The organism is Actinomycetospora flava (assembly GCF_037400335.1).
Taxonomy (GTDB): Bacteria; Actinomycetota; Actinomycetes; order Mycobacteriales; family Pseudonocardiaceae; genus Actinomycetospora; species Actinomycetospora flava.
On sequence record NZ_JBBEGM010000011.1, the window covers coordinates 64,995 to 88,423 of the forward strand.

The 23,429-nt window shown below is 75.6% G+C and carries 23 protein-coding genes; 13 read left to right on the plus strand and 10 right to left on the minus strand.

Translation table 11 applies throughout. The features are described from left to right. The first annotated feature begins 32 nt into the window (after window positions 1-32). From WCD58_RS23700 to secA, 3 genes are all read left to right on the plus strand, one after another. Window positions 33-797, plus strand: coding sequence for a ComF family protein (locus WCD58_RS23700; RefSeq protein WP_337705552.1), 765 nt, complete (start codon window positions 33-35; stop codon window positions 795-797). A 220-nt stretch (window positions 798-1,017) separates the two neighbouring features. Further along, a complete protein-coding gene (hpf, locus tag WCD58_RS23705) occupies window positions 1,018-1,701 on the plus strand; it encodes a ribosome hibernation-promoting factor, HPF/YfiA family (protein ID WP_337705553.1) in 684 nt (227 codons plus the stop codon). 137 nt (window positions 1,702-1,838) lie between these two features. Next, window positions 1,839-5,033 (plus strand): preprotein translocase subunit SecA, encoded by a 3,195-nt coding sequence (gene secA, locus WCD58_RS23710; protein WP_337705554.1) that lies wholly within the window; start codon window positions 1,839-1,841, stop codon window positions 5,031-5,033. Window positions 5,034-5,040: 7 nt separating this feature from the next. Here secA and WCD58_RS23715 read toward each other — a convergent pair whose 3' ends face one another. Then, a complete protein-coding gene (locus WCD58_RS23715) occupies window positions 5,041-5,574 on the minus strand; it encodes an Rv3235 family protein (protein ID WP_337705555.1) in 534 nt (177 codons plus the stop codon). 107 nt (window positions 5,575-5,681) lie between these two features. Continuing rightward, a complete protein-coding gene (locus WCD58_RS23720; protein WP_337705556.1) occupies window positions 5,682-6,461 on the minus strand; it encodes a TrmH family RNA methyltransferase in 780 nt (259 codons plus the stop codon). Window positions 6,462-6,527: 66 nt separating this feature from the next. Between WCD58_RS23720 and WCD58_RS23725 the strand changes: the two genes are divergently transcribed. The 5 genes from WCD58_RS23725 to WCD58_RS23745 all read left to right on the plus strand — a co-directional run bounded on the left by WCD58_RS23725 (window position 6,528) and on the right by WCD58_RS23745 (window position 12,110). Further along, the gene (locus WCD58_RS23725; RefSeq protein ID WP_337705557.1) at window positions 6,528-7,943 is read left to right on the plus strand and encodes a WS/DGAT/MGAT family O-acyltransferase; all 1,416 of its coding nucleotides are present in this window, start codon (window positions 6,528-6,530) and stop codon (window positions 7,941-7,943) included. Beyond that, entirely contained in the window at window positions 7,940-8,896 is a 957-nt protein-coding gene (locus WCD58_RS23730; RefSeq protein ID WP_337705558.1) for a patatin-like phospholipase family protein, read from the plus strand. Before WCD58_RS23725 ends, WCD58_RS23730 begins: the two co-directional genes overlap by 4 nt. Continuing rightward, window positions 8,893-9,396, plus strand: a complete 504-nt coding sequence (locus WCD58_RS23735; protein WP_337705559.1) for a DUF6912 family protein — start codon at window positions 8,893-8,895, stop codon at window positions 9,394-9,396. Before WCD58_RS23730 ends, WCD58_RS23735 begins: the two co-directional genes overlap by 4 nt. 116 nt (window positions 9,397-9,512) lie before the next feature. Further along, a complete protein-coding gene (locus WCD58_RS23740) occupies window positions 9,513-10,130 on the plus strand; it encodes a hypothetical protein (RefSeq protein ID WP_337705560.1) in 618 nt (205 codons plus the stop codon). A gap of 45 nt (window positions 10,131-10,175) precedes the next feature. After that, window positions 10,176-12,110, plus strand: a complete 1,935-nt coding sequence (locus tag WCD58_RS23745) for an HNH endonuclease signature motif containing protein (RefSeq protein ID WP_337705561.1) — start codon at window positions 10,176-10,178, stop codon at window positions 12,108-12,110. An 8-nt stretch (window positions 12,111-12,118) separates the two neighbouring features. On the opposite strand, the gene WCD58_RS23750 is transcribed toward WCD58_RS23745, so the two are convergent. Together WCD58_RS23750 and WCD58_RS23755 are read right to left on the minus strand one after the other, a co-directional pair. Beyond that, window positions 12,119-12,898 (minus strand): DUF5710 domain-containing protein, encoded by a 780-nt coding sequence (locus WCD58_RS23750; protein WP_337705562.1) that lies wholly within the window; start codon window positions 12,896-12,898, stop codon window positions 12,119-12,121. A gap of 50 nt (window positions 12,899-12,948) precedes the next feature. After that, window positions 12,949-14,217 carry an FAD-binding domain-containing protein gene (locus tag WCD58_RS23755; RefSeq protein ID WP_337705563.1) on the minus strand — a complete coding sequence of 423 codons (1,269 nt, stop codon included), beginning with the start codon at window positions 14,215-14,217 and terminating at the stop codon, window positions 12,949-12,951. A 10-nt stretch (window positions 14,218-14,227) separates the two neighbouring features. Between WCD58_RS23755 and WCD58_RS23760 the strand changes: the two genes are divergently transcribed. Next, a complete protein-coding gene (locus tag WCD58_RS23760) occupies window positions 14,228-14,836 on the plus strand; it encodes a nucleoside/nucleotide kinase family protein (protein ID WP_337705564.1) in 609 nt (202 codons plus the stop codon). Here WCD58_RS23760 and WCD58_RS23765 read toward each other — a convergent pair. The 3 genes from WCD58_RS23765 to aroA form a co-directional block, all read right to left on the minus strand. Beyond that, entirely contained in the window at window positions 14,833-14,997 is a 165-nt protein-coding gene (locus WCD58_RS23765) for a hypothetical protein (protein ID WP_373696267.1), read from the minus strand. The two genes, WCD58_RS23760 and WCD58_RS23765, sit on opposite strands and share 4 nt — an antisense overlap. 124 nt (window positions 14,998-15,121) lie before the next feature. Further along, window positions 15,122-16,147 (minus strand): ribosome small subunit-dependent GTPase A, encoded by a 1,026-nt coding sequence (rsgA, locus tag WCD58_RS23770; RefSeq protein WP_337705565.1) that lies wholly within the window; start codon window positions 16,145-16,147, stop codon window positions 15,122-15,124. A 12-nt stretch (window positions 16,148-16,159) separates the two neighbouring features. After that, complete coding sequence (gene aroA, locus WCD58_RS23775) at window positions 16,160-17,482, minus strand: 3-phosphoshikimate 1-carboxyvinyltransferase (RefSeq protein ID WP_337705566.1); 1,323 nt, start codon at window positions 17,480-17,482, stop codon at window positions 16,160-16,162. Window positions 17,483-17,549: 67 nt separating this feature from the next. On the opposite strand from aroA, the gene WCD58_RS23780 reads away from it, so the two are divergent. Together WCD58_RS23780 and WCD58_RS23785 are read left to right on the plus strand one after the other, a co-directional pair. Further along, on the plus strand, window positions 17,550-18,332 hold the full coding sequence (locus tag WCD58_RS23780) for an SOS response-associated peptidase (RefSeq protein WP_337705567.1): 783 nt from the start codon (window positions 17,550-17,552) through the stop codon (window positions 18,330-18,332). Next, window positions 18,329-18,967: an alpha/beta hydrolase family protein gene (locus WCD58_RS23785; protein WP_337705568.1), complete on the plus strand. Its 639-nt coding sequence runs from the start codon at window positions 18,329-18,331 to the stop codon at window positions 18,965-18,967. Before WCD58_RS23780 ends, WCD58_RS23785 begins: the two co-directional genes overlap by 4 nt. Here the strand turns inward: WCD58_RS23785 and WCD58_RS23790 are convergent. Beyond that, window positions 18,954-19,529 carry a TetR/AcrR family transcriptional regulator gene (locus WCD58_RS23790; protein ID WP_337705569.1) on the minus strand — a complete coding sequence of 192 codons (576 nt, stop codon included), beginning with the start codon at window positions 19,527-19,529 and terminating at the stop codon, window positions 18,954-18,956. The two genes, WCD58_RS23785 and WCD58_RS23790, sit on opposite strands and share 14 nt — an antisense overlap. Window positions 19,530-19,624: 95 nt before the next feature. Here WCD58_RS23790 and WCD58_RS23795 point away from each other — a divergent pair, with 95 nt between their 5' ends. Further along, window positions 19,625-20,665, plus strand: coding sequence for an NAD(P)-dependent alcohol dehydrogenase (locus WCD58_RS23795; RefSeq protein WP_337705570.1), 1,041 nt, complete (start codon window positions 19,625-19,627; stop codon window positions 20,663-20,665). Here the strand turns inward: WCD58_RS23795 and WCD58_RS23800 are convergent. After that, window positions 20,617-21,594, minus strand: coding sequence for a helix-turn-helix transcriptional regulator (locus WCD58_RS23800; protein WP_337705571.1), 978 nt, complete (start codon window positions 21,592-21,594; stop codon window positions 20,617-20,619). The genes WCD58_RS23795 and WCD58_RS23800 overlap by 49 nt on opposite strands. Window positions 21,595-21,656: 62 nt before the next feature. Between WCD58_RS23800 and WCD58_RS23805 the strand changes: the two genes are divergently transcribed. Next, window positions 21,657-22,799 (plus strand): epoxide hydrolase family protein, encoded by a 1,143-nt coding sequence (locus tag WCD58_RS23805; RefSeq protein ID WP_337705572.1) that lies wholly within the window; start codon window positions 21,657-21,659, stop codon window positions 22,797-22,799. On the opposite strand, the gene ybaK is transcribed toward WCD58_RS23805, so the two are convergent. Then, entirely contained in the window at window positions 22,772-23,257 is a 486-nt protein-coding gene (gene ybaK, locus WCD58_RS23810; protein ID WP_373696268.1) for a Cys-tRNA(Pro) deacylase, read from the minus strand. The two genes, WCD58_RS23805 and ybaK, sit on opposite strands and share 28 nt — an antisense overlap. Between the last annotated feature and the right edge of the window lie 172 nt (window positions 23,258-23,429).

The following is a 23,429-nucleotide window of genomic DNA, read 5'->3' on the forward strand; positions in this document are numbered from 1 at the left end:
CGGGGCGACGGTCCGGCCCGACGCTGGGCGGCGTGCTGCAGGACGCATGGCTCGCGCTCGCCGACCTCGTGCTGCCCTCGCCGTGCGCCGGGTGCGGGCTCGACGGCGAGCGGTGGTGCGCGGCGTGCCGCGACCGGTGGCGGAGCCCCGCCCTGCTCGACCTGCCGGGGTTGCCGCCGGTGCTCGCGCTCGCGCCCTACGCGGGCAGCGCGCGGGAGGTGCTGCTGTCCTACAAGGAGCGGGGACGCCGCGAGCTCGCGCGCCCGCTCGCCGGGCTGGTCACCGAGGCGCTGCGGGCCGGGCGGGTCCCGCCGGCGGCGCTCGTGCCCGCCCCCTCGCGCCCGTCCGCGGCGCGCGCCCGCGGCGGCGATCACATGCTGCGCCTGGCGCGGGCGGTGGTGGGAGCGAGCAGAACGACCGGGCCCGTGGCCGTCGGCGGGTCGAGCTCCGCCGCGCTGCGTCTCCCGTGCGTCTCCCGCGCCCTGACGATGGGCCGGGGCGCCGCCGACGCCGTCGGGCTCGACGCCGCCGGACGCGCGGACAACCTCGCGCGCCACCTGCGGCTGCGCCCGCGCGGGCTGCCGCCGCCGGGCTGCGCGGTGGCGCTGCTCGACGACGTGCTCACCACCGGGGCGACGGCGCGGGCCGCGACCGGCCTGCTCGCGGCGGCGGGCCGGCCGGTCGACGTGGTCGTGGTGCTCACCGTGGCCGACTCCCGCGCCCGGCGGTCGTCCACCCGGGTGAGTGGGGAGGCCCGGTCGCCGGGTCACCCGTTCGGCCGCCGACACGCAGGGTGAACCACCCGCGCGGGTGTCGTCCGAGAGGTCGTCTTCGGGCGGATCGGACCTTCCATGGGAACGGGAGTTGTCACTACGGTGACGCCTCACATCCTGAGTCGGTGAACGACAGGAGGCGCGAACGCAGTTTCGACGCGGTCCCGGTCCCGGCGAGGCATGCCGATCCGATCCCTCCCCGACGAGCGGGCCGCGCACCGTATCCCCAGACCGGGAGGTCGTCTTGGAGATCGTTGTCTGCGGACGAAACGTCGAGGTCCCTTCTCACTTCCGCGAGCACACGGCAGACAAACTGGGCCGTCTCGAGCGCTACGACCACAAGATCGTCCGGATGGAGGTCCAGCTCTCTCACGAGCCGAACCCCCGTCGATCCAAGAACTGCCAGCGCGTGGAGATCACCGGTCGCGGACGCGGCCCCGTGGTGCGCGGTGAAGGCTGCTCGGCCGACTTCTACTGCGCGATGGACCAGGCCGTCGCGCGCCTCGAGGCCCGGATGCGCCGTGCGCACGACCGCCGCCGCGTGAGCCACGGACGTCGCGTGCCGACGTCGGTCGCGCAGGCCACCGGCGGGCTCTCCCTCTCGGACATCGCCGCGGCCGCGTCCACGACGACGGAGGTGCTGGAGCGCGAGGAGCCGGTGGCGCAGGAGGGGTGGGAGATCGACGTCCCGGCCGCGCGCGTACCGGCCGACGACACCTCCGCCCTGGAGGACATCGACCCGTACCTGCCCGGACAGGTGGTGCGCCACAAGGAGCACCACGCGATCCCCATGACGATCGACGACGCGCTCTCCCAGATGGAGCTCGTCGGGCACGACTTCTTCCTCTTCGCCGACAAGGACTCGGGCCGGCCGAGCGTGGTGTACCGACGCCACGGCTACGCCTACGGCGTCATCGCCCTCGTCTGACCCGCACTCCCACACCGGAGACCCGCACCGGCCGGGCCCGTTCCCCGAGCGCCTACGATGGGGAACGGGCCCGTGCCGCTGTGTGCGCCGGGTCTTCCGGAACCGTGGCGCCGACGAGGACGAGCGAGGTCACCACCGTGGTCCTGAACCGACTGCTGCGGGCGGGCGAAGCGCGCACGGTCAAGCGCCTCGGCAAGATCGCGGACTATGTCGACACGTTCGCCGACGAGATCGCCGAGCTGACCGACGACGAGCTGCGGGCGAAGACCGACGAGTTCCGCGAGCGCTACGCCGACGGCGAGTCGCTGGACGACCTGCTGCCCGAGGCGTTCGCGGTGGTCCGTGAGGCCGCGTCCCGCACGCTCGGCCAGTTCCACTACCCCGTGCAGCTCATGGGCGGGGCGGCGCTGCACGAGGGCAACGTCGCGGAGATGCGCACCGGTGAGGGCAAGACGCTGGTCTCGACGCTCCCGGCGTACCTGAACGCGATCTCGGGCGAGCCCGTCCACGTCATCACGGTCAACGACTACCTGGCGCAGCGCGACTCGCAGTGGATGGGCCGCGTGCACCGTTTCCTCGGTCTCGAGGTCGGCGCGATCTATTCCGGCATGCCCGGTGACGAGCGGCGGCGCGCTTATCGGGCCGACATCACCTACGGCACGAACAACGAGTTCGGCTTCGACTTCCTGCGCGACAACATGGCCTGGTCGAAGGCCGAGTGCGTGCAGCGCGGCCACGCGTTCGCGGTGGTCGACGAGGTCGACTCGATCCTCATCGACGAGGCCCGCACGCCGCTGATCATCTCGGGTCCGGCGGAGCAGAGCGCCCGCTGGTACACGGAGTTCGCCCGCCTGGCGCCGAAGATGACGCGCGACGTCCACTACGAGGTCGACGAGCGCAAGAAGACCATCGGTGTCACCGAGGAGGGCGTGTCCTTCATCGAGGACCAGCTCGGCATCGACAACCTCTACGAGGCGGCGAACACCCCGCTCGTCGGGTACCTGAACAACGCGATCAAGGTCAAGGAGCTCTTCCTCCGCGACAAGGACTACATCGTCCGCGACGGCGAGGTCCTGATCGTCGACGAGTTCACCGGCCGCGTGCTGGTGGGCCGCCGCTACAACGAGGGTCTCCACCAGGCGATCGAGGCGAAGGAAGGCGTCGAGATCAAGCCGGAGAACCAGACGCTGGCGACGATCACGCTGCAGAACTACTTCCGCCTGTACTCCAAGCTCAGCGGCATGACCGGTACCGCCCAGACCGAGGCGGCGGAGCTCTCGAAGACCTACAAGCTCGGCGTGGTCACCATCCCGACCAACCGCCCGCCGCAGCGCGTCGACCAGGCCGACCTGGTCTACAAGACCGAGCCGGCCAAGTTCGAGGCCGTGGCCGACGACGTGGCCGAGCACTACGAGCGCGGGCAGCCGGTGCTGATCGGCACCACGAGCGTCGAGCGTTCGGAGTACCTGGCGAAGCTGCTCAAGGAGCGGGGCGTGCCGCATTCGGTGCTCAACGCCAAGTTCCATGAGCAGGAGGCCCAGATCATCGCCGAGGCCGGGCGCAGCGGCGCGGTCACGGTGGCCACCAACATGGCCGGCCGCGGCACCGACATCGTGCTCGGCGGCAACCCCGACTTCATCGCCGACCAGCGCCTGCGCGCCCAGGGTCTCGACCCGGTCGACACGCGCGAGGAGTACGAGGCGGCGTGGGACACCACGCTCGCCGAGGTGAAGGAGGAGGTCGAGCGCGAGTCCGAGAGCGTCAAGGACTCCGGCGGGCTCTACGTGCTGGGGACCGAGCGCCACGAGTCGCGGCGCATCGACAACCAGCTGCGCGGCCGCTCCGGACGTCAGGGCGACCCGGGCGAGTCGCGGTTCTACCTGTCGCTGGGCGACGAGCTCATGCGGCGGTTCAACGGCGCCATGGTCGAGTCGATCATGACGCGGTTCAACCTGCCCGAGGACATGCCCATCGAGGCCAAGATGGTCTCGCGGGCGATCCGCAGCGCGCAGACGCAGGTCGAGCAGCAGAACTTCGAGGCCCGCAAGGACGTCCTCGAGTACGACGAGGTGATGAACCAGCAGCGCACGGTGATCTACGCCGAGCGTCACCGCGTCCTCGAGGGCGAGAACCTCTCCGACCAGGTCCAGAACATGATCGTCGACGTGGTCACCGCCTACGTCGACGGCGCGACCTCCGAGGGCTACAGCGAGGACTGGGACCTCGCGAAGCTCTGGACGGGCCTCGGCCAGCTCTACCCGGTCGGGGTCGCGTGGGAGGACCTCGTCGAGGAGCACGACGACATCGACCGCGACCTGCTGGTCGAGGTGCTCACCGAGGACGCGCTCGAGGCCTACGCGCGCCGCGAGGGCGAGATCGACCAGATCGCCCCCGAGGGCGGGATGCGCGAGCTGGAGCGGCAGGTCGTCCTGTCGGTGCTCGACCGCAAGTGGCGCGAGCACCTCTACGAGATGGACTACCTCAAGCAGGGCATCGGCCTGCGGGCGCTGGCGCAGCGCGATCCCAAGATCGAGTACAAGCGCGAGGGCTTCGAGATGTTCACCTCCATGATGGAGGGCATCCGCGAGGAGTCCGTCGCGTTCCTGTTCAACCTGACCATCCAGGTCGAGGAGCAGGCGCCCGTCGACGCGGTGCCCGGGGCGAACCCGTCCACGGACACCAACGTCCAGGCGGCGATCACCCCGGACACGCCCGACCCGCGGACGACCCAGACCCGGACCACCGCGGGCGCGGCGCCGCTGCCGGTCGACCCGCGTCTCGCCGGCGCCCCGACCAGCGCGATCCCGGTGCCGAAGCGCGGCCCGGGAGGCCCGGTGCCGCCCGGCGCGATGCCGCCCGCGGGCGCGCCGCCGCAGGCCCCCGCCGCCCCCGCTGCCCAGGTCCCCACGGGCCGGGGCGGGCGCAACCGGCCCGGTCGCGGTCCCGCGCCGGAGACCCAGCGGCCCGGCAACGGCCAGGGCGGGCAGCCGAACCGGCGCGCCCAGCAGCCCGCCGCCGCGCAGGACGGCGGCCCGGCGACGGCCGCGGGGCCGGCGCTGTCGCAGCTCGACCAGAGCGCGATGCCCGAGGCGTTCCGCGGGGCGGGGCTCGGCGGGCGCCGCCCGCAGGAGCTGAACTACAGCGGCCCCGACGAGGACGGCCAGGCCGCCCGGCACGCGGCGGGTGACGGCAACGGCGGTGGCCGTGCCGCCCGCTCCAACCCGCAGCAGGCCCGGCGCGCCGACACCCCGTCGCGCAACGCGCCCTGCCCGTGCGGCTCGGGGCGCAAGTACAAGCAGTGCCACGGGGCGCCGCCCCGGACGCCGGGCTGAGTTCCCCTCACCCCGGCCACAGCGCCACCAGGTGCCACCGGCCGGGGTCTGCGGGCCCGTCGTCGGCGCGCTCGAGACGGGCCGCGAGCGCGCGGACCCGGTCCTGACCGGGGATCACGGCCGCCACCTCGACGGCTCGCGGCCCGACCGCGCACACCCGCAGGCCGCGCAGCGCGCCGCCTCCGGGCGGCGGCCTCCGGGACGCGGCCGACGCGGGGCCCGGCGCGGCACGCGCGAGCGTCGCCAGCGCGTCGGGTGTGAGCAGGGCGTCGAGGTGCCGCGGCGGGCGGCGCCCGGCCAGGACGTCGCCGACGGCCGTGAGCATCCGCGCCGCGAGCGGGCGCAGGGCGGCGGCGAGGCGGTCGAGGTCGTGCTGGGCGCGCCGGACCTCGTGCGCCGGCGCAGGCGTCGCGGGGCGGCGCGCCCGGGGCCCGGCGAGCACCTCGTCGAGCGGGCGCACGCGCGGGGCGGGCACGGCGCCGACCCGGCGGGCGCGGGCGGGAACGGGGGCGGGGACGGGGGCGGGAACGGTGGAGAGCATGCGGGTCCTCCCGGGCGCGACGAGACAGGGACGGCGCCGGGGGAGGACCGGGGCACGCGGCGAGCCTAGGCAGGCCCGGGGCGCGCGCAGGGGCGGTTCGCGGAAAGTCAGCCCCGCCGGCGGGCCAGCTCGAAACAGGCGATCGAGGCGGCCACGGCGGCGTTGAGCGACTCGACGCCCTCGGCCAGCGGGATGGTCAGGGTCCCGTGCAGCTCGGCGCGGACGTCGTCGGTGAGCCCGTCGGTCTCCCCGCCCACGACCAGCGCCACGCGGTCCGGGAGCTCGGCGTCGAACAACGAGGTGGGCCCGGGCCCGTCCAGCCCGAACAGCACGAACCCCGCCTCCGCGAGCGCGCCGAGGCCGTCGGCGGCGGTCCGCGCGCGCAGGACGGGGGCGTGGAAGGCGACGCCGGCCGAGGCCTTGATCACCAGCGGGTCGATGGACGGCGCCCCGCGCCGCGGCAGCAGGACGCCCTCGAGCCCGGCGCCGGTGGCCGAGCGCAGCATCATCCCGACGTTCGCGGGGTTGGTCAGGCCGTCGAGCACGAGGACCCGGGCGGGGCCGGTGAGGTCCTCCAGGAAGTGCTCCAGCGGGCGCATCCGCGGCGCGACGACGTCGGCGAGCACGCCCTGGTCCTGGCGCCCGTTGCCCGCCAGCACCTTCACCCGCTGCGCCGACGCCCGCTGGAGCACCAGGCCACGGGCCCGCGCGGCCTCGGTGAAGGTGCGCACGGCGTCGCGGTCGGCGCCCTCGGCGAGCACGACCTTGTCGACCTCCAGCGCGGGGTCGCCGAGCGCCTCCAGCACCGGCTTGCGCCCGTAGACCGTCACGAAGGCGTCCTTCGGCGACACCGGCCGATCCGACCGTGAGCTGGGTGAGGGCGACATCACGACCAGCCTGGCAGACCGCCCGACCCCCGGCCGCGGCTCGGTCCCTGTGCGACGATCGCGCCCATGCCGGACCGCCTGTCGGCGCTGGACGCCTCCTTCCTCTACATGGATCAACCGACGACTCCGATGCACGTCGGGAGCGTGTCCGTCTTCCGCAAGCCGCGGTCCGGGTTCGACTACGACGGGCTCGTCGAGCTGATCTCCAGCCGGATCGGGCTGGTCCCGCGCTACCGCCAGAAGATTCGCGAGGTCCCGGGCCGCATGGCGCGTCCGGTGTGGATCGACGACGTCGACTTCGACGTCACCTACCACGTGCGGCGCTCCGCGCTGCCGCCTCCGGGCACCGAGCGGGCGCTGTGCGACCTGGTCGCCCGCCTCATGTCGCGCCCGCTGGACCACACCCGCCCGCTGTGGGAGATGTACCTGGTCGACGGGCTGTCGGGCGGGCGCGTGGCGCTGGTCACGAAGACCCACCAGGCGATGGTCGACGGGGTCGCGTCGATCGACATCGGCCAGGTCGTGCTGGACGACACGGCGTCGGGCCGCCCGACCCCGGAGGACGAGTGGACCGCGCGGCGCGAGCCGTCGTCGTGGCGGCTCATCTACGACGCCATGAGCGAGAACGTCTCCCGCCCCGGCAACGCCGTCGAGGCCGCGCGCGACGCGGTCCGGGACGCCGCGGACACCGTCACCAAGGTCGCGGGCGTCGCCGGGGGACTGTTCTCGGCGGTGCGCACCGCGGTGCGCCCCGCGCCGGTGAGCCCCCTGAACGTGCCGATCTCGACCCAGCGCCGGTTCGCGATGACCCGCACCGACCTCGAGGATTACCGCGCCGTCCGCCGCGCCCACGGCGGGACGATCAACGACGTCGTGCTGGCCGTGATCTCCGGCGCGCTGCGCAACTGGCTGCTCTCGCGGGGCGCGACAGTGTCGCCGACGACCACGATGCGGGCGATGGTGCCGCTGTCGGTGCGCGGGGACGCGGAGACCACGGGGTCGATCGCGGGGGCCGGGCTGCTCGGCAACCAGATCGCGTCGTTCCTGGTCGACCTGCCCGTCGGCGAGCCCAACCCGGTCCTGCGGATGCACCACGTCGCGCACGCGATGCGGGAGCACAAGGAGTCCGGCCAGTCGGTCGGGGCGAACGCGCTGGTGCGGGTGGGCGGGTTCGCGCCGCCGACGCTGCACGCGCTGGGGGCCCGGGCCGCCAACGGGTTCGCGCGCCGGCTGTTCAACCTGGTCGTCTCCAACGTGCCGGGCCCGCAGCACGCCCTCTACGCGGCGGGGGCGCGGATGCTCGAGATGTACCCGGTGGTGCCGCTGGCGAAGGGGCAGTCGCTGGCGGTGGGGCTGACGTCCTACGACGGCGGGGTCTTCTACGGCTTCAACGCCGACCGGGACTCGATGGCCGACGTGGACGAGCTGGGCGAGCTGGTGACCGAGTCCCTCGCCGAGCTGCGGGCGACGGTGCCCAAGTGAGCTTCGGCCTGGTGCTGGGGACCGGGGGTCAGCTGGGCTACGCGTGGACCGTCGCCGCGCTGACGACCTGGGAGCTCGAGACCGGGCGCGACGCGCGCGAGGCGGACGTGCTGGTCGGGACCTCGGCGGGGTCGGTGATCGCCGCCGCGCTGGCCAGCGGGGTGCCGGTGTCGGACATGCTCGCCCAGCTGCTCGACCCGCCGCCGGCGCCGGTCCGCCCCAAGGGCGCCCCGCAGTCGACGGCGCGGCGGGGCCTGCCGCCGGTACCGCGGGTCGGGCCCGGGTCGTTGCGGCTGCTGGGCGAGATCGCCCGCAGGCCGCGCCGCTTCCCGCCGCTGGCGTTCGGGGCGGCGCTGCTGCCGACCGGCCGGGGCGACACCACCGGCCTGCACCGCTGGGCGGCGAAGTGGGCGCGCGAGCAGTGGCCGGAGCACCCGCAGGTGCGGATCGTCGCGATGGACTACGACAGCGGGGCGCGGGTGCCGTTCGGGCGGACCGGGGCGCCGCCGGCGTCGATGGCGGAGGCGGCGACGGCGTCGTGCGCGGTGCCGGGCTGGTTCTCGCCGGTGCGGATCGCGGGGCGTCGCTACGTCGACGGCGGGGTCTGCTCGGCGACGTCGGCCGACCTCCTGCTCGACGACGACCTGCCCCGCGTCGACGAGGCCCTCGTGCTCGTCCCCCTGGCCCGGTCGGGGGCGTCGCCGGCGGTGTGGTCGAATCCCGTCGGGGCCACCGACGGCTGGCTGCGCGGGCTGATCGGCGGGCGCTCCGACCACGAGATCGCGCGGCTGCGGGCCGCCGGGGTCTCCGTGACCGAGCACGCGCCCGACGCGGAGGACCGGGCCGTGACCGGCTGGAACGTCATGGACCCGCGCAAGCAGGCCGAGGTCGCGCAGGTCGCGCTGCGGACCACCGCGGCGCGCTGGGAGCGCGAGAGGACAGGGGAACGGTGAGGATCTACGTCCCGGCCACGGTGGCCGGCCTGCGACGACTGCTCGACACCGAGCAGCTGCAGCCGCTGTCGGGCACGGCGTTCGCGCTGACCCCACGGCTACGGGAGGCGTACGCGGCGGGGGACGACGAGGAGCTCGAGTACGTCGCCATGAGCGAGGCGGCCCGGGCGTCGCTGCGCCTGCTGGCGACCGAGCTGGCGGAGGATTCCTCCGCTCCGCCCCGTCGGGCGGTCGTCAGCGCCGACGTCGACGACGTGACCCTGCGCCCGGACCTCGACGACGCCGTGGTCCGGGTCGCCGGCCCCATCCCCATGTCGCGGCTGGCGGCGGTGCACCTCGACCTCGAGGAGGCCGGCGGCGCCGTGCGCGCCGCGGCGGCCGTCGTCGACGCCGCCGACCTGGGCGACCCGGACGCCGAGTTCACCCTCGGCGAGGCCGAGGACCACGAGCTCGCCTGGTACGGCGTCCAGGAGCTCCCGTTCGTGCTCGAGCTGCTGTAGGACTTCGGTCGTACCTCCGGCCGTACTTCCGGCCGGGCCTCATCCTTCCGATGGAGGCGGATCCGGTCCCTCGGGGTGATTCGCGGTGTCGGGGTGCGGCCCTACCGTCCCGGGGCATGAGCCACGCCGCGACGACGCCGGTCCCCAGCGCTCGTGCGATGCCGCGTGCTCAGGAGGCGGTCGGTTCGCGTCGGCGCGCGGCCGGGCGGCGCCTGGCCTACGGCCTCGGCCTGCTCCCGGCCTCCGCGGGCGTGATGATGGCGGTCGCCGTCAGCGGTCCGGCCGGCGGTGTGGACGCCGCGCGGCGGCACCTCGCCTGCGGTGGCTTCCCGACCGCGCTCCGGGAGGACCGGGTGCGGGGCGCGCGGGTGATGGTCCACGGGCTGCTCGGCGTGGTGTTCGGCCTGCTGTTCTGGTGGCTGACGTGGATGGCCCTGCTGGCCACCGCCCGCGGCCCGTTCTACGGCTTCGTCGTGCCCGGGCCGTACGACGGCGCGTGGGGCGGGCCGAACCTCGTCGGGGCGTGGGCGGCGCACGGGTGGGCGTGGGTCGGGGTGCTGGTGGTCGTCGCCCTGGTCTGGTGGGGGCTCGCGGCGCTGCACGTCCTGCTGACGGAGGCCGTGCTCACCGACTCCGGGCTCGGCGTCCGTCGGCGGTGGTGGGTGGTGCCCGCCTCGGGCGTGGTCGTGCTCGGTGCGGTGCTGCTGGTCGTCGGGTGGGCCCAGCAGATCTGAGCGAAGGCCCTCGGGCTGTCGGGGGTGGGCGCTAGACTCGAACACGTGTTCGACGACGGCTTCCAGGAGGTGCCGGCGGGGCTTGAGGAGCTCCCCGCCGGCGCCGGGCTGGCCGTCGCGCTGGAGCGGATCGATCCGCGGCGGGTGTCGCCGTACGACACGGTCCGGCTGGTGGCCGCCCAGCGCCGCCAGCTCGCCCACCAGCAGGCGTGCTTCCACCTGGCGGCCCGGGAGGCGTCGCTGGCCGACCCCGGGGCGCCGGGCGGGCGGGCGGAGATCGACGTGCCCGCGGCGGGGGACGAGCTGCGGGTGGTGCCCGCGGCGTCGCGCACGGCGGTGGCGGGGGTGCTGAACCTCGCCGAGGCGGCCGAGCGCCACCCCGGGCTCGGGGCGGCGTGGCGGGCCGGGCTGATCGACGAGCAGCGGGTGGCGATCCTGGTGCGCTGGATTGCCGCGCTGTCCGGCGAGCATGCCGCCGAGGTGATCGGCACGGTGCTGGGCGAGGCGGGCACGCTGACGCCGGCGCGGTTGATCGACCGGGTCCAGGCGATGGCCAAGGCCCTCGATCCGCAGTGGGCGGAGACGCTCTACCGCCGGCACCGTCGCCAGCGCCGTGTCCGGGCGCGCTGCACCGAGGCGGGCACCGTCAACATCTCGGCGATGGACCTGCCGCTGCCCGGCGGGGTGAGCGTCACGCGCCGGGTCAACGCGCTCGCCGCGCGGGCCCAGGCGGCGGGGCGGACCGGGCTGATCGAGACCATCCGCGCCGACGTCTTCCTCGCCATGTGGCATCCCGACAACGCCGGCGCCACCGACGAGGAGCTCGTCGCCGCGGTGCTCGCCGCCGCGCTGCCCGACGACCCGCAGCCGCGGCGCACGGCGAACCCTGCCGACGCCCCGCCCGGCACCCCACCGGACGACTCCGGCGGCCCTCCCGACTCGCCGTCCGGGCGGCGGGCGACGCGTCAGTCGCGGTTCGAGCTGCGGGTCGGGCTGCGGACCCTGCTGCTGCTCGACGACCGTCCGGCCCGCCTGCCCGGGTGGGGCGTCGTCCCCGCCGGCACGGCCCGCGAGCTCGCCGCGGCGTACTGCGACGCCGAGTGGCGGGTGGCGGTCACCGACGACACCGGGGCCCTGGTCGCCGTCCTCGTCACCCGCCACCGCCCGGCGCACGCCACGACCACGCCGCAGGAGCCGCCGATCGAGGGTGCGCCGCGGCCGGTGGTCGAGCTGCACGTCAGCGAGGCCGTGCTCGACCGCCTGCGCCCGGGCGACCATCCGGGCTGGGAGCGCCTGCTCGCCGACCTGCAGCACCAGCTCGCGATGTGGCGTGCCGCCCGGGCCGAGGACCGGGCCGCCCGGGAGGCCGAGGAGCGTGCGGCCGAGGAACGTGCAGCCAACGCTCCGGACGGCACCGCCGGCGGGCTCTCACCCTTCGGTCGCGGCGCCGGGCCGGATGCGGCCGCCCGGGCGCGGGTGGCGGCGCGGCGCCGCCGGCACGCCCGGGAGGCCCTGGCGCGGTTCCCGTCGGCGGCGCTGCGGCGCTGGATCACGATGCGCGACCGCGCGTGCGTCTTCCCGCCGTGCGGGGCGTCGGCGATCGAGGCCGAGATCGACCACACCCGCTCGGTGCTCGAACACGGGCTCACCGTCGGCGCGAACCTCGGCCCGCTCTGCGGGCACGATCACGACCTCAAGGACCACGGCTGGACGCTCACGCAGCCCCGGCCCGGCTGGTTCACCTGGACCAGCCCCACCGGACACACCTACGAGCGCCCGCCGCGCCCGGTGGTCGACGACCTCCCGGCGCCCCGTCCGCCCTCGGTCCCGTCGAACCCGGAGCCGGACCGCTGCGCCGACGACGGGCCCCTCTGGGAGAACGATCCCTACCCGCCCCCGGCGCCGGGACCGGCATCAGCACCGCCTCCACCGACCGGCCGCCCGCCGCCGGCCGACGACCCCGGCCCACCGCCCTTCTGAGGCAGGGCTCAGAGCTCGCGCGTCCACGTGCCCAGCCGCCGCGCGACGGCGTAGAGCTCGTCGATCTCGTCGTCGGCGAGCACCGCGGGCAGGGCCGTGACCAGCCGCGGGAGGCCGGTCGGCGTCGCGACGAGCACGCCCCCGGGTGACGACGTGACACGCACCGACGCCGCGACCACGGCCAGCGCGGCCGTGGCCGGCGGCGCCGCCCCGGGGTCGTCGCGGCGGGCGGCCGCGAGCAGCCGCCCGGCCCGCTCGGCCTCGGCCCGGGCGCGGGGGACGTGGTCGACGGGCTCCCGGTCGACGGTCATGCGGTCGCCGTCGACGCGCACGGACCGGCCGTGGTGGTGCGCGGTGTCGACGGTGACCAGGCCCGGCGGCCCGAGCAGCACGTGGTCGATGTCGCCGCGGCCCGGGCCCATCGGCACCGCGTGCAGCACCCGCCACGGCGGACGGCGCTGGGCGAGTGGCCCGGCCTCGGTCAGCTCGCGCAGCGCCTCCGCGAGCCGGACCTCGCCCTCGGCGCCCGCCGGCCAGGCCCGCCCGGCCCCGACGAGCTCGGGCGCCGCCTCGGGAGAGGGCGCCCGGTCGGCCAGGTCCTCGTCGGGCGAGGGCGAGGGCGATGGCGACGACGAGGACGAGTGGTCCGGCAGCCACCGCGCCAGCTCGGGCATCCCCGGGCGGGGTGCGTACCAGCGCCTGGCCCGCCAGTCCCACTGCGCGCCGGCGGCCTTGGCCTCGTCCTTCTCCCCGAACGGCACGTCGAGCCAGGGCTGCTGCTCCCGCACCGGCCCAGCCTGGCACGCCGACCCGACACGCCGACCCGACACGCGGACCGTCACCGGTCCGGCTGCGCCGGCATCCCCTTGCGCCAGGCCGTGAACGACTGCATCCGCCCGGACCGTGGGCGGAACAGCCACGGCCACGGGTGCACGACGGCGGGCTCGAGCTCGGCCGCGCGCCGCCGGAAGCCGGGCACCGGCGCGAAGGTCACCGCGAGGCGACGCCCGGCGAGCTCGTCGGCCACCCGCCCACGACGGATCTCCACCGGGCGCCGGGTCGCGAGGTCGGCCAGGGTCTCGGCGAGGAACACCAGCCGCTTGCCCGAAAGCATCAGCCGCCGCAGCAGCGGCTCGTCGAAGCAGAACACCGCCGGGGCGTCCGGGTGCGCGGCCAGGGCGGGGTCGGCGTCGCCCAGCGACTCCGCGGTCAGCCAGACCGCGTCGACGTCACCGTCCGCCGAGGGCAGCACCGGCCCCGCCGTCACCGCCGGATCCGGGTCGCCCCGCAGCAGCTCCGAGGACGGCGCGCGGGTCGTGCGCTCGTCCTGGGGCCACGACGCGACCGGGCAGGCGTCGCGCAGGACGCACCCCCGGCACAGCGCGGGCGCCCGCTTCTGGACCTGCCACCGCGAGAACGCGTAGGCCTTCCCGTTGCCGGCGCCGGTGGTCCACTGCCAGTTGAGCCGGTTCGCCGCGCGGGAGCCGTCGAGCAGGTGGGTGAAGAACGCCTCCTCGCCGTCACGCCACCGGGCGCCGGCGCGCACGGTCCACTGGCTCGCCAGCCACATCCGCGTCTGGTTCACCAGCCACCCGTGGGTGTGCAGCTCGTCGAGCGTCGCGTCCACGCAGGCCATGTCCCGCGGCCACGGCTCGTCCCACGGCTCGGGCGGCGACGGCGGGTACGCCCGCAGCTCGGCGTGCAGGGCGGGCTCGCCGTGGCGCCCGAAGCGCGCGTAGAGGTGCCGCGTGTACTCCTGCCAGGTCAGCTCGTCGCGGTACTTGCGCCGGTCGTTGGACGGGGCGTCGGCGACGTGGTCCCACAGCGCGGTGAGGTCGACGAGCTGGTGGCGGATGTACGGCGACATCCGCGAGGCCCCGCGCCGCTCGGTCGGCAGGACCTGGTTGCGGCGCCCCGCGTATCCGGTGACGTCGAGCGCGGCCAGGGCTGCGTCGGCGGCGCTCTGCCCGCCCCGGATCGACGGCGACGCCGTGGGCCGGTCGCACGCGAGATCGGCGAGGTGCTCCCGGACGAAGGCCACCGCGGCGTCGGGCCCCGGCGCGGGGACGGGCAGCTGCATCCACCAGCGGTACCCGGTCGTGGGCAATCATGCGCGGGTGACTCCTGACGTCTCCCACCTCCTCGCCGCCGCCCGCGCCGACGGGCGCCGCCGCCTGCTCGGGATCGTCGGTGGCCCGGGGGCGGGCAAGTCGACGCTCGCGGCGTCGCTCGCCGGCCCCCAGGTCGCGGTGGTGGGGATGGACGGGTGGCACCTCGCGAACTCGGTCCTCGACCGCCTGGGCCGCCGCGAGCGCAAGGGCGCCCCCGACACCTTCGACGCCGCGGGCTACGTCGCCTTCCTCGACCGGGTCCGGTCCCGGGCGGCGACGGTCTGGGCGCCGGAGTTCCGTCGCGAGATCGAGGAGCCGGTCGCCGGCGCGCTCGAGGTCCCGCCCGACGTGCTGGTCCTCGTCACCGAGGGCAACTACCTCCTGCTCGACGAGCCGCCCTGGGACGGCGTCCGCGGGCTGCTCGACGAGGCGTGGTTCGTCGACCCCGACGAGGACCTGCGCCGCACCCGGCTCATCGCCCGCCACGAGCACCACGGCCGTAGCCACGCCGAGGCCGTCGCCCGGGCGGACGGCAGCGACGCCGCGAACGCCGCGCTGATCGCGGCCACGGCACATCGGGCCGACGTGGTCGTCCGGAGCACCGCGCCCGCCTAACCTCCGTCCCGGGCGTCGTGCTCGCGCCGCCAGGTGGCGAGCAGGGTGCCGTCGCGGTCGAGCACCGCGGCGCGCATGTCCGGGTCGGTGCGGGGGACCGGTTCGATGAAGACCTGGTCGAGGTCCGGGAACCGCTCGTGCAGCTCGTCGTCGAGCCGCACGCAGGCCCGGCAGGACGCCGATCATCACCGAGGCGATCCCGTCCCGGAGCGACCAACACGTTCGCCGCCAGCGCCAGCAGGACGGTCAGGGTGGACTCCCCGCCGGTGGAGCCCTCGCCCTCGCTCACGTCTCCCACGCCGGCGTCCGCAGCGCCTCCAGCACCCGCCGCAGCGCCTCCAGGCGCGCGGGGGACAGGCGCCCGGCCGCGACCTCCGCGTCGAGCGCGCACTCCGGGTCCGCCGGCGGCCCGAGGTGCCCGCAGCCGCGTGGGCACTCCTCGATCGCGGCGGCCAGGTCGCCGAACGCCGCGACGACGTCGTCCGGCGCGATGTGGGCGAGACCGAACGACCGGATGCCCGGGGTGTCGATCACCCAGCCGTCGAGATCGGGGAGCGCCAGGGCGACCGCCGACGTCGACGTGTGCCGCCCCTTGCCCACCCCGGACACCTCGCCGACGGCGCGGTCGGCGTCGGGCACCAGCGCGTTGACCAGCGTCGACTTGCCCACCCCGGAGTGCCCGATCAGCGCCGACACCCGTCCCGCGACGACCTCCCGGAGCGCCTCGGGATCCCGGTCGGCCCGGGTGACGACGACGGCGAGGTCGAGGGCCGCGTAGTTCGCGGCGAACGCGTCGGGGTCGGCGAGGTCCGCCTTCGTGAGGCACAGCACCGGCTCCAGCCCGCCCGCGTAGGCGGCGACCAGCGCGCGGTCGACGAACCCGGTGCGCGGGACCGGGTCGGCCAGCGCCGTGACGATCACCAGGTGCGAGGCGTTGGCGACGACCACCCGCTCGTAGGGGTCGGTGTCGTCGGCGGTGCGGCGCAGGACGCTCGAGCGCTCGGCCACGCGCACGATCCGCGCCAGCGCGTCCTCGCCCCCGGACACGTCGCCGACCAGCCCCACCCGGTCGCCGACGACGACGGGCGTGCGGCCCAGCTCGCGGGCCCGCATGGCGACGACGCGGCGGGTCGGGTCCTCGTCGGGGGCGCACGTCCACCGCCCGCGGTCGACGCCGACGACCATCGCCGGGGCGGCGTCCGCGTGCTCGGGGCGGCGCTTGCTGCGCGGCCGCGTGCCCCGGCCGGGCCGCACCCGCACGTCGGACTCGTCCAGCCGCGAGGTCGATCCCCGCCCGCCGCCGCGTGTCACCGCCCCGGACCCTCAGACCCCGACCCCGGCGCCGACGAGCTCGGGCCAGTCGGTGGCGAAGTCGGGGAGGGTCTTCGTGGTGGCGGCGACGTCGTCGATCGTCACGCCGGGCACGACGAGCCCGACGATCGCGCCGGCCGTGGCCATGCGGTGGTCGGCGTAGGCCCGCCACGGCCGCGTCGGCGCGCCGAGGGGCGCCGGGGCGATCTCCAGTCCGTCCTCGGTCTCGGCCACCCGGGCGCCCACGGTGCCGAGCTCGGCGACGAGGGCGGCGAGGCGGTCGGTCTCGTGGCCGCGGATGTGCGCGACGCCGCGCAGGCGCGACGACGCCCCGTCGCGGGCGGCCAGGGCGGCGAGGGCGGCGACGGTGGGCGTCAGCTCGCTGACCTCGTGCAGGTCGACGTCGACGCCGTCGAGACGGCCGGGTCCGCGCACCGTGAGGCCCTCCGCCGACAGCGTGACCTGCGCACCGAACGCCTCCAGGACGCGCCGGACCACGCCGCCGGGCTGCAGGTCGCCCTCCGGCCAGCCCGCGATCGTCACCTCGCCCGCCGTGGCCACCGCGGCGGCCAGGTACACGGCGGCTCCCGACAGGTCCGGCTCGACGTCGAGGACCTCCGGCGCGGCGACCGGGCCCGGGGCGACCTGCCAGCTCTGGGCCTCCTCGGCGACGGTCACGCCGGCACCCCGCAGCATCGCCACCGTCATCGCGACGTGCGGCAGCGACGGGACGCCGCGCTCGCCGGCGTGGGTGACGGTGACGCCGCGGGTGTACCGGGCGCCCGAGAGCAGCAGGCCCGAGACGAACTGGCTCGAGGCGGACGCGTCGACGGTGACCTCGCCGCCCGCCGGGTGCGGGCCGCCCGACACGGTGAGCGGCAGGGCCTCGCCGGCGACCTCGACGCCCAGCCCGCGCAGGCCCTCGACGATCCCGCCCATGGGCCGCTCGCGGGCCCGCGGGTCGCCGTCGAGCACCACGGGGCCGTCGGCGAGCGCGGCCAGCGGCGGGACGAAGCGCATCACGGTGCCCGCGAGGCCGCAGTCGACGTGGGCGGCGTGGAAGGTCCGCGGGGCGGTGATCGCCAGGTCGAGGGTGCCGGCGCGGCCGTCGGTGCTGGTCACGGCCGCTCCGAGCGCCTCCAGCGCCCCGGCCATCAGCGTTGTGTCGCGCGAGCGCGCCGCCCCCCGGACGTGTCGGGTGACGCCGTCGGTGCCGAGCGCGGCGAGCACCAGGGCGCGGTTGGTCACCGACTTCGACCCCGGCACCGACACCGTGCCCCGCACCGGTCCGTCGGCGGTCGGGGCGGCCCAGGGCCGGTCGGCCTGATCGCTCATGGGCCCATCCTCTCGCGAGTCCTCGCGCAAGCGGTGTCCTGTCGGTGTCCGGTGCCAGGATGGAGGCATGTGCGGCCGCTACAGCCAGGCCAAGGACCCGGCCACCCTCGCCGAGGAGTTCGACGCCGTCGACGCCACCGACGGCGCGTGGCCCGGTCCCGACCACAACGTCGCGCCGACCACCACGGTGATCGGCGTGGTCGACCGGCACCCCCGCGACGCGAGCGGCAAGGCCGACCCGCAGACGCTCGAGCGCAGCCTGCGGGCCATGCGCTGGGGGCTGGTGCCGGGCTGGGCCGACGACCCGAAGGTCGGCAACCGCATGATCAACGCGCGGTCCGACTCGCTGACCAGCAAGCCCGCGTTCCGCCGGGCGGTCAAGGGGCGCCGCTGCCTGCTGCCGGCCGACGGCTGGTTCGAGTGGCAGAAGGACGGCCCCGGCGGGCGGAAGGTGCCGTACTTCATCACGCTGCCGAACGGGAGGTCGCTCGCCTTCGCCGGCCTGTGGGAGACCTGGCGGCCCAAGGACGCGCCGAAGGGCACCTCGCCGCTGATCAGCACCACGGTCGTCACCATCGACGCCGCCGGCCCGCTCACCGAGATCCACCACCGGATGCCGCTCGTGCTGCCGGCCGAGCGCTGGAAGGCGTGGCTCGACCCGGACAACGACGACCCGACCGACCTCCTCGAGCCCCCGCCGCCCGAGCTCCTGACGTCGTTCGAGCTGCGCCAGGTGTCCACCAAGGTCAACAACGTGAAGAACCACGGGGCGGAGCTGGTCGAGGAGAGCCACGAGGAGCCCGAGCAGCAGGGGCTGGAGCTGGATCTCGACGTGCCGGCCACGCAGTGACCGACCCGGCGACCACGGTCGACACCCCGCACGGCCCGGCCGCGGTCCACCTCGACGAGCCCGGCGGCGCGCCGCGCGGGCTGCTCGTCCTCGGCCACGGCGCGGGCGGCGGCGTCGAGGCGCCCGACCTCCTCGGCGCGCGCTCCGCGGCCCGGGAGGCGGGGCTCGCGGTCGCCCGGGTGCTCCAGCCCTACCGGGTCGCGAACCGCAAGGCCCCGCCGCCCGCGGCGCACCTCGACGTGGCGTGGGCCGCGGTCGTCGAGCACCTCACCGCCGCCCTCCCCGGCGTCCCGCAGGTGCACGGCGGGCGGTCCTCGGGCGCGCGGGTGGCCTGTCGCGGGGCCGCGGCGCTCGGACCCGTCGCCGTCCTCGCCCTCGCCTTCCCGCTGCTGGCGCCGGCGCGCCGGGACGGCACCCGCCCCGACCGCGGGCCGGAGATCGACGCGGTCACGGTGCCGGTGCTGGCGGTCTCCGGCGAGCGCGATCGCTTCGGCATCCCGGAGCCGACGCCCACGCGCGAGGTCGTGGTCCTCGCCGGCGACCACTCGCTCAAGGCCCGCGGGCCGGTCGCCGCGGCCGTCGGCCCGTGGCTGGAACGTGTCCTGGCGCCCGTGGCGAGCGTCAGCCCGGACTGAAGGCCCGCGTCGCGACGGCGTGCAGGGCGGCGCGGCGCCGCTCGTGGTCGGCGGCCGGGTCGTCCGGCGAGGCGGTGAACACCGTGGCCGCGGGCGACCAGGACATCGACAGCGCGATCACCATCGAGTAGACGTCGCGCGGCGCGAGGGCGGGGTCGACGAGCCCGTCGGCCTGGGCGGAGCGGATGGCGGCGAGCTTGGTGTCGACGTCCGGCGCGACGCTGGTCAGCAGGTCGCCGGTCGGGACCCGCTCCAGGCGCGCCCACGTCGCGAGCAGGACCACCGACGGCCGTTCGAGGTAGGCGTCGTAGAGCCGTACCGCGTAGCCCGGGAGGTCGGTCGCGTCGATCGGCACGAGGTCGACGATCAGCGCGAGGTGCTCGGCGAACACCGCGTCGAACAGGCCGTCCTTCGAGGAGAACCAGGCGTAGATCTGCGCCTTGTTGGCCTCGGCGGCCTCGGCGATGCGGTCGACGCGCGCGCCGGCGATGCCGTACCGCGAGAACTCCGCGGTCGCGGCGTCGAGCAGGCGGCGACGGGTCGCCGCGCCGTCCTTGGGCACGCCACGAGCATAACCAACCGTTCAGTTGCGATCCCCGCTCGACGCGCCTACCGTCGCAGAAGTAACCAACCAGTTGTTTTCACAGGAGGTCGCTCATGCGCCAGGTCACCGGATGGGCCGCCGACGTCCCGGGCGCCGCCCCGCGGCCGTGGAGCTTCACCCGGCGCGACCCGCGCCCCCGTGACGTCGTCGTCCGCGTCACCCACTGCGGCGTCTGCGCCACCGACCGGCACGCCCTCGCGGCCGGCGACCCCGCGGCGTTCCCGCTGGTCGCCGGACACGAGATGACCGGGGTCGTCGAGGCCGTCGGCGACGACGTCGACGACCTCGCCGTCGGCGACCGCGTGGCCGTCGGCAACATCGTCGACTCGTGCCGGACCTGCTCGGCGTGCCGCGCCGGCCGCGAGAACGACTGCGAGGCGTTCCCGACCCTGACCTACGGCGGCGAGGACCGGGTCTCCGGCGGCATCACGCAGGGCGGGTTCTCCAGCGAGATCGTCGTCGACCGCCACTTCACCTACGCCCTGCCGGCCGGGCTGGACCCGGCGGGCGCGGCGCCCCTGCTGTGCGCCGGGATCACCACGTGGTGCCCGCTGCGCCGCTTCGGCGCGGGCCCGGGGACGACGGTGGGCGTCGTCGGGGTCGGCGGGCTCGGGCACCTCGCGATCAAGTTCGCCCACGCGCTCGGCGCCGAGACGGTCGCCCTGACCACCAGCGAGGCCAAGGCGGACGCGGCGAAGGCGCTGGGTGCCGACGACGTCGTCCTCACCCGCGACCCCGACGCGCTCGCCCGCCAGGCCCGGCGCTTCGACCTGCTCCTGGACACCACGGGCCACCCGCTCGACCTCGCGCCCTACCTCGCCGCCCTCGCGGTCGACGGCACCTACGTCCTCGCCGGCATCCCGCCGCGGACGCTCGAGATCGACCCGATGAGCCTGGTCGTCGGCGAGAAGCGGATCGCCGGCACCGGCAGCGGCGGCGTCCCGGCCACCCGCGAGATGCTCGACGTCGCGGCGGAGCACGGCATCGTCGCCGACGTGGAGATCCTCTCGCCGGAGCGGCTCGGCGAGGCCATGGACCGGCTCGGTCAGGGCGATGTCCGGTTCCGGTTCGTCGTCGAGATGGACCGGAGGTAGCGCTCACCCGTGACGCGCAGCTGCTCGACGAGCTCGGGCGGGCCCTCGACGCGGAAGTCCATGTCGAGCATGCCGACGTAGGCCGCGATCGTCGCCACGCTGTCGGCGCCGGTGACCAGCACGCAGCTGTGGTCGTCGCGCGGCTCGACCACGCCGACCGCGGGGTTGATCCGCGCCAGCACCTCCGCGGCCGGCGCGGCCACCACGATCCGCCCGTGCACCGACCATCCCGCCGCGGCGACCTCGCGCAGCACCAGGTCGGTGAGGTCCTCGGGCGGGTCGGCGGGCGTGAACCGCGGCCCGCCCGGGGTGCGCAGCGCGAGGCCGTCGGCCCGCAGGACGGTCCAGGAACCGGTCCGGGGGTCGCGCACCACCACGTACCAGCGGCGCTCCCAGCTCACGAGCCGGTAGGGCTCGAGCAGGCGGGTGGGGCCGTCGGCGTCGGCGACCCGGAGTGACGACGAGTCCCGGATCGCCTCGGCCACCGCGCGCAGCAGCGCGGGGTCGACCTCGGGGTCGGGGGCGTCGGTGCCGGTGTTCCCCGGGCCCGCGGCGGTGGCCTCGACCAGCGCGGACACGGTGCGCCGCAGCCGCGACGGCAGCACCCGCTCGAGCTTGGCGAGGGCCCGCGCGCTGGTCTCCTGCACCCCGGCCAACCCGGTGCCCGCGCGCAGCCCGATCGCCACGGCCACCGCCTCCTCGTCGTCGAGCAGCAGCGGCGGCAGCGACGCCCCCACCCCGAGGCGGTAGCGGCCCGCGCGCCCGGTCTCCGCGTCGACGGGGTAGCCGAGCTCGCGCAGGCGGGCGATGTCGTTGCGGATCGTCCGGTCACTCACGCCCAGGCGTGCCGCGAGCTCCGGTCCCGGCCAGTCGGGGCGGGACTGCAGCAGCGAGAGGAGGGCCAGCATCCGGGCGGAGGTGTCGCGCACGGGACGAATCCTGCCGGAAACGCGGAACGAAACGTGCCTGGTTGGTTCCTATCGTTCTCCTCATGAGCAGCACGGACATCCGGCCCTTCACCATCGACGTCCCGCAGGCCGACCTCGACGACCTCGCCGACCGGCTCGCCCGCACCCGCCTGCCGCGGCCCGCCCCCGGCGACGACTGGGACTACGGCACCCCGAACCACTACCTCGCCGCGATGGTCGAGCAGTGGCGGTCGTTCGACTGGCGCGCCCAGGAGAAGCGGATGAACGCCGTCCCCAACTACCTGACCGAGATCGACGGCCAGACGATCCACTTCGTGCACGTCCCCTCGGCCGAGCCGGGCGCCACCCCGCTGCTCCTGCTGCACACCTACCCCGGCTCGTTCGCCGAGTTCCTCGACATGATCGGGCCCCTCACCGACCCGGTGGCCCACGGCGGGCGGGCGCAGGATGCGTTCTCGGTGGTCGTGCCGTCGATGCCGGGCTTCGGTTTCTCGACGCCGGTGGCCGACCGGGGCTGGACGATGGCCCGGGTCGCGCGCACCTACGACGCCCTGATGCGCCGGCTCGGCTACGACACCTACGGCGCGCACGGCAGCGACGGCGGTGCGCTCGTCGCCCGGGAGCTCGGGCTGCTCGACCCGCCCGGGTTCCTCGGCCTGCACGTCCTGCACCTGTTCAGCTTCCCGTCGGGCGACCCGAGCGAGTTCGAGCGCCTCGAGCCGTCCGACCACGCGGGGCTCGAGCACATGCAGTGGTTCCGGTCGGTCGGCGGCTACAACCAGATGAACGGCTCGCGCCCGCAGACCGTGGCGGTGGGCCTCGCCGACTCCCCGGTCGGCCAGCTCGCCTACAACGAGCTGTTCAACAGCTTCGGCAACGGCACGAGCCTGGTCACCGAGGAGCAGATCCTCACCCAGGTCTCGCTGTACTGGCTGACCAACACCGCCGCCACCGCCGTGCGCTACCACTTCGAGGAGGCGCACTCGGGGGTCGAGCCGCGCGTGAGCGCCGCCCGCACCGGCGTCCAGGTGTTCGCCGACGACTTCCAGACGATCAAGGTGTTCGCCGAGCGCGACAACAGCAACGTCGTGCACTGGAGCCGGCACCCTCGGGGCGGGCACTTCGCGGCGCTCGAGCTGCCGGAGGTCATCGCCGGCGACCTGCGGGTGTTCTTCGGTCAGCCGGCGCCGATCTCGGCCAGCTGACCGCCGGTCGCGGCGACGAGGTCGTCGGGGGCCAGCTCCATCTGCAGCCCCCGGCGGCCCGCCGAGCAGTAGACGGTCGTGTGCTCGGCCACCGACAGGTCGACGACGACGTCGAGCGGCTGGCGCGTGCCGAGCGGCGCGATGCCGCCGACGACGTAGCCGGTGAGCCGCTGGGCGGCGGTGGCGTCGGCCATCACCGCCCGTTTGCCGCCCCGCGCGGCCGCGAGCGCCTTGAGGTCCAGGGTCCCGGCCACCGGCACCATCGCGAGCACCGGCGTCCCGTCGACCTCGGCGACGAGCGTCTTGAGCACCCGGCCCGGGTCGAGGCCCAACGCCTCGGCGGCTTCCGTCCCGTAGGCGGTCTTGCCGGGCGCCGTGTAGGGGTGCGTGCGGTACGCGATCCCGGCGTCGTCGAGCGCCGCCAGGGCCGGGGTCGAAGCCGCCACTCGTCGCGCCACGAGCGGCGAGGGTAGGGGAATCCCGCACCCGGTCACCGCGTTGAGCCGGACATGCCAGCACTGATGACGATGGCGGAGGCCCCGACGGCCGCCGCGACGCCGTTCGACGGCGTGACGTCGTCCGCGGGACCGGGTGTCCTGCGCCCGACGCGGGTAGTCTCCCCGGGATTCA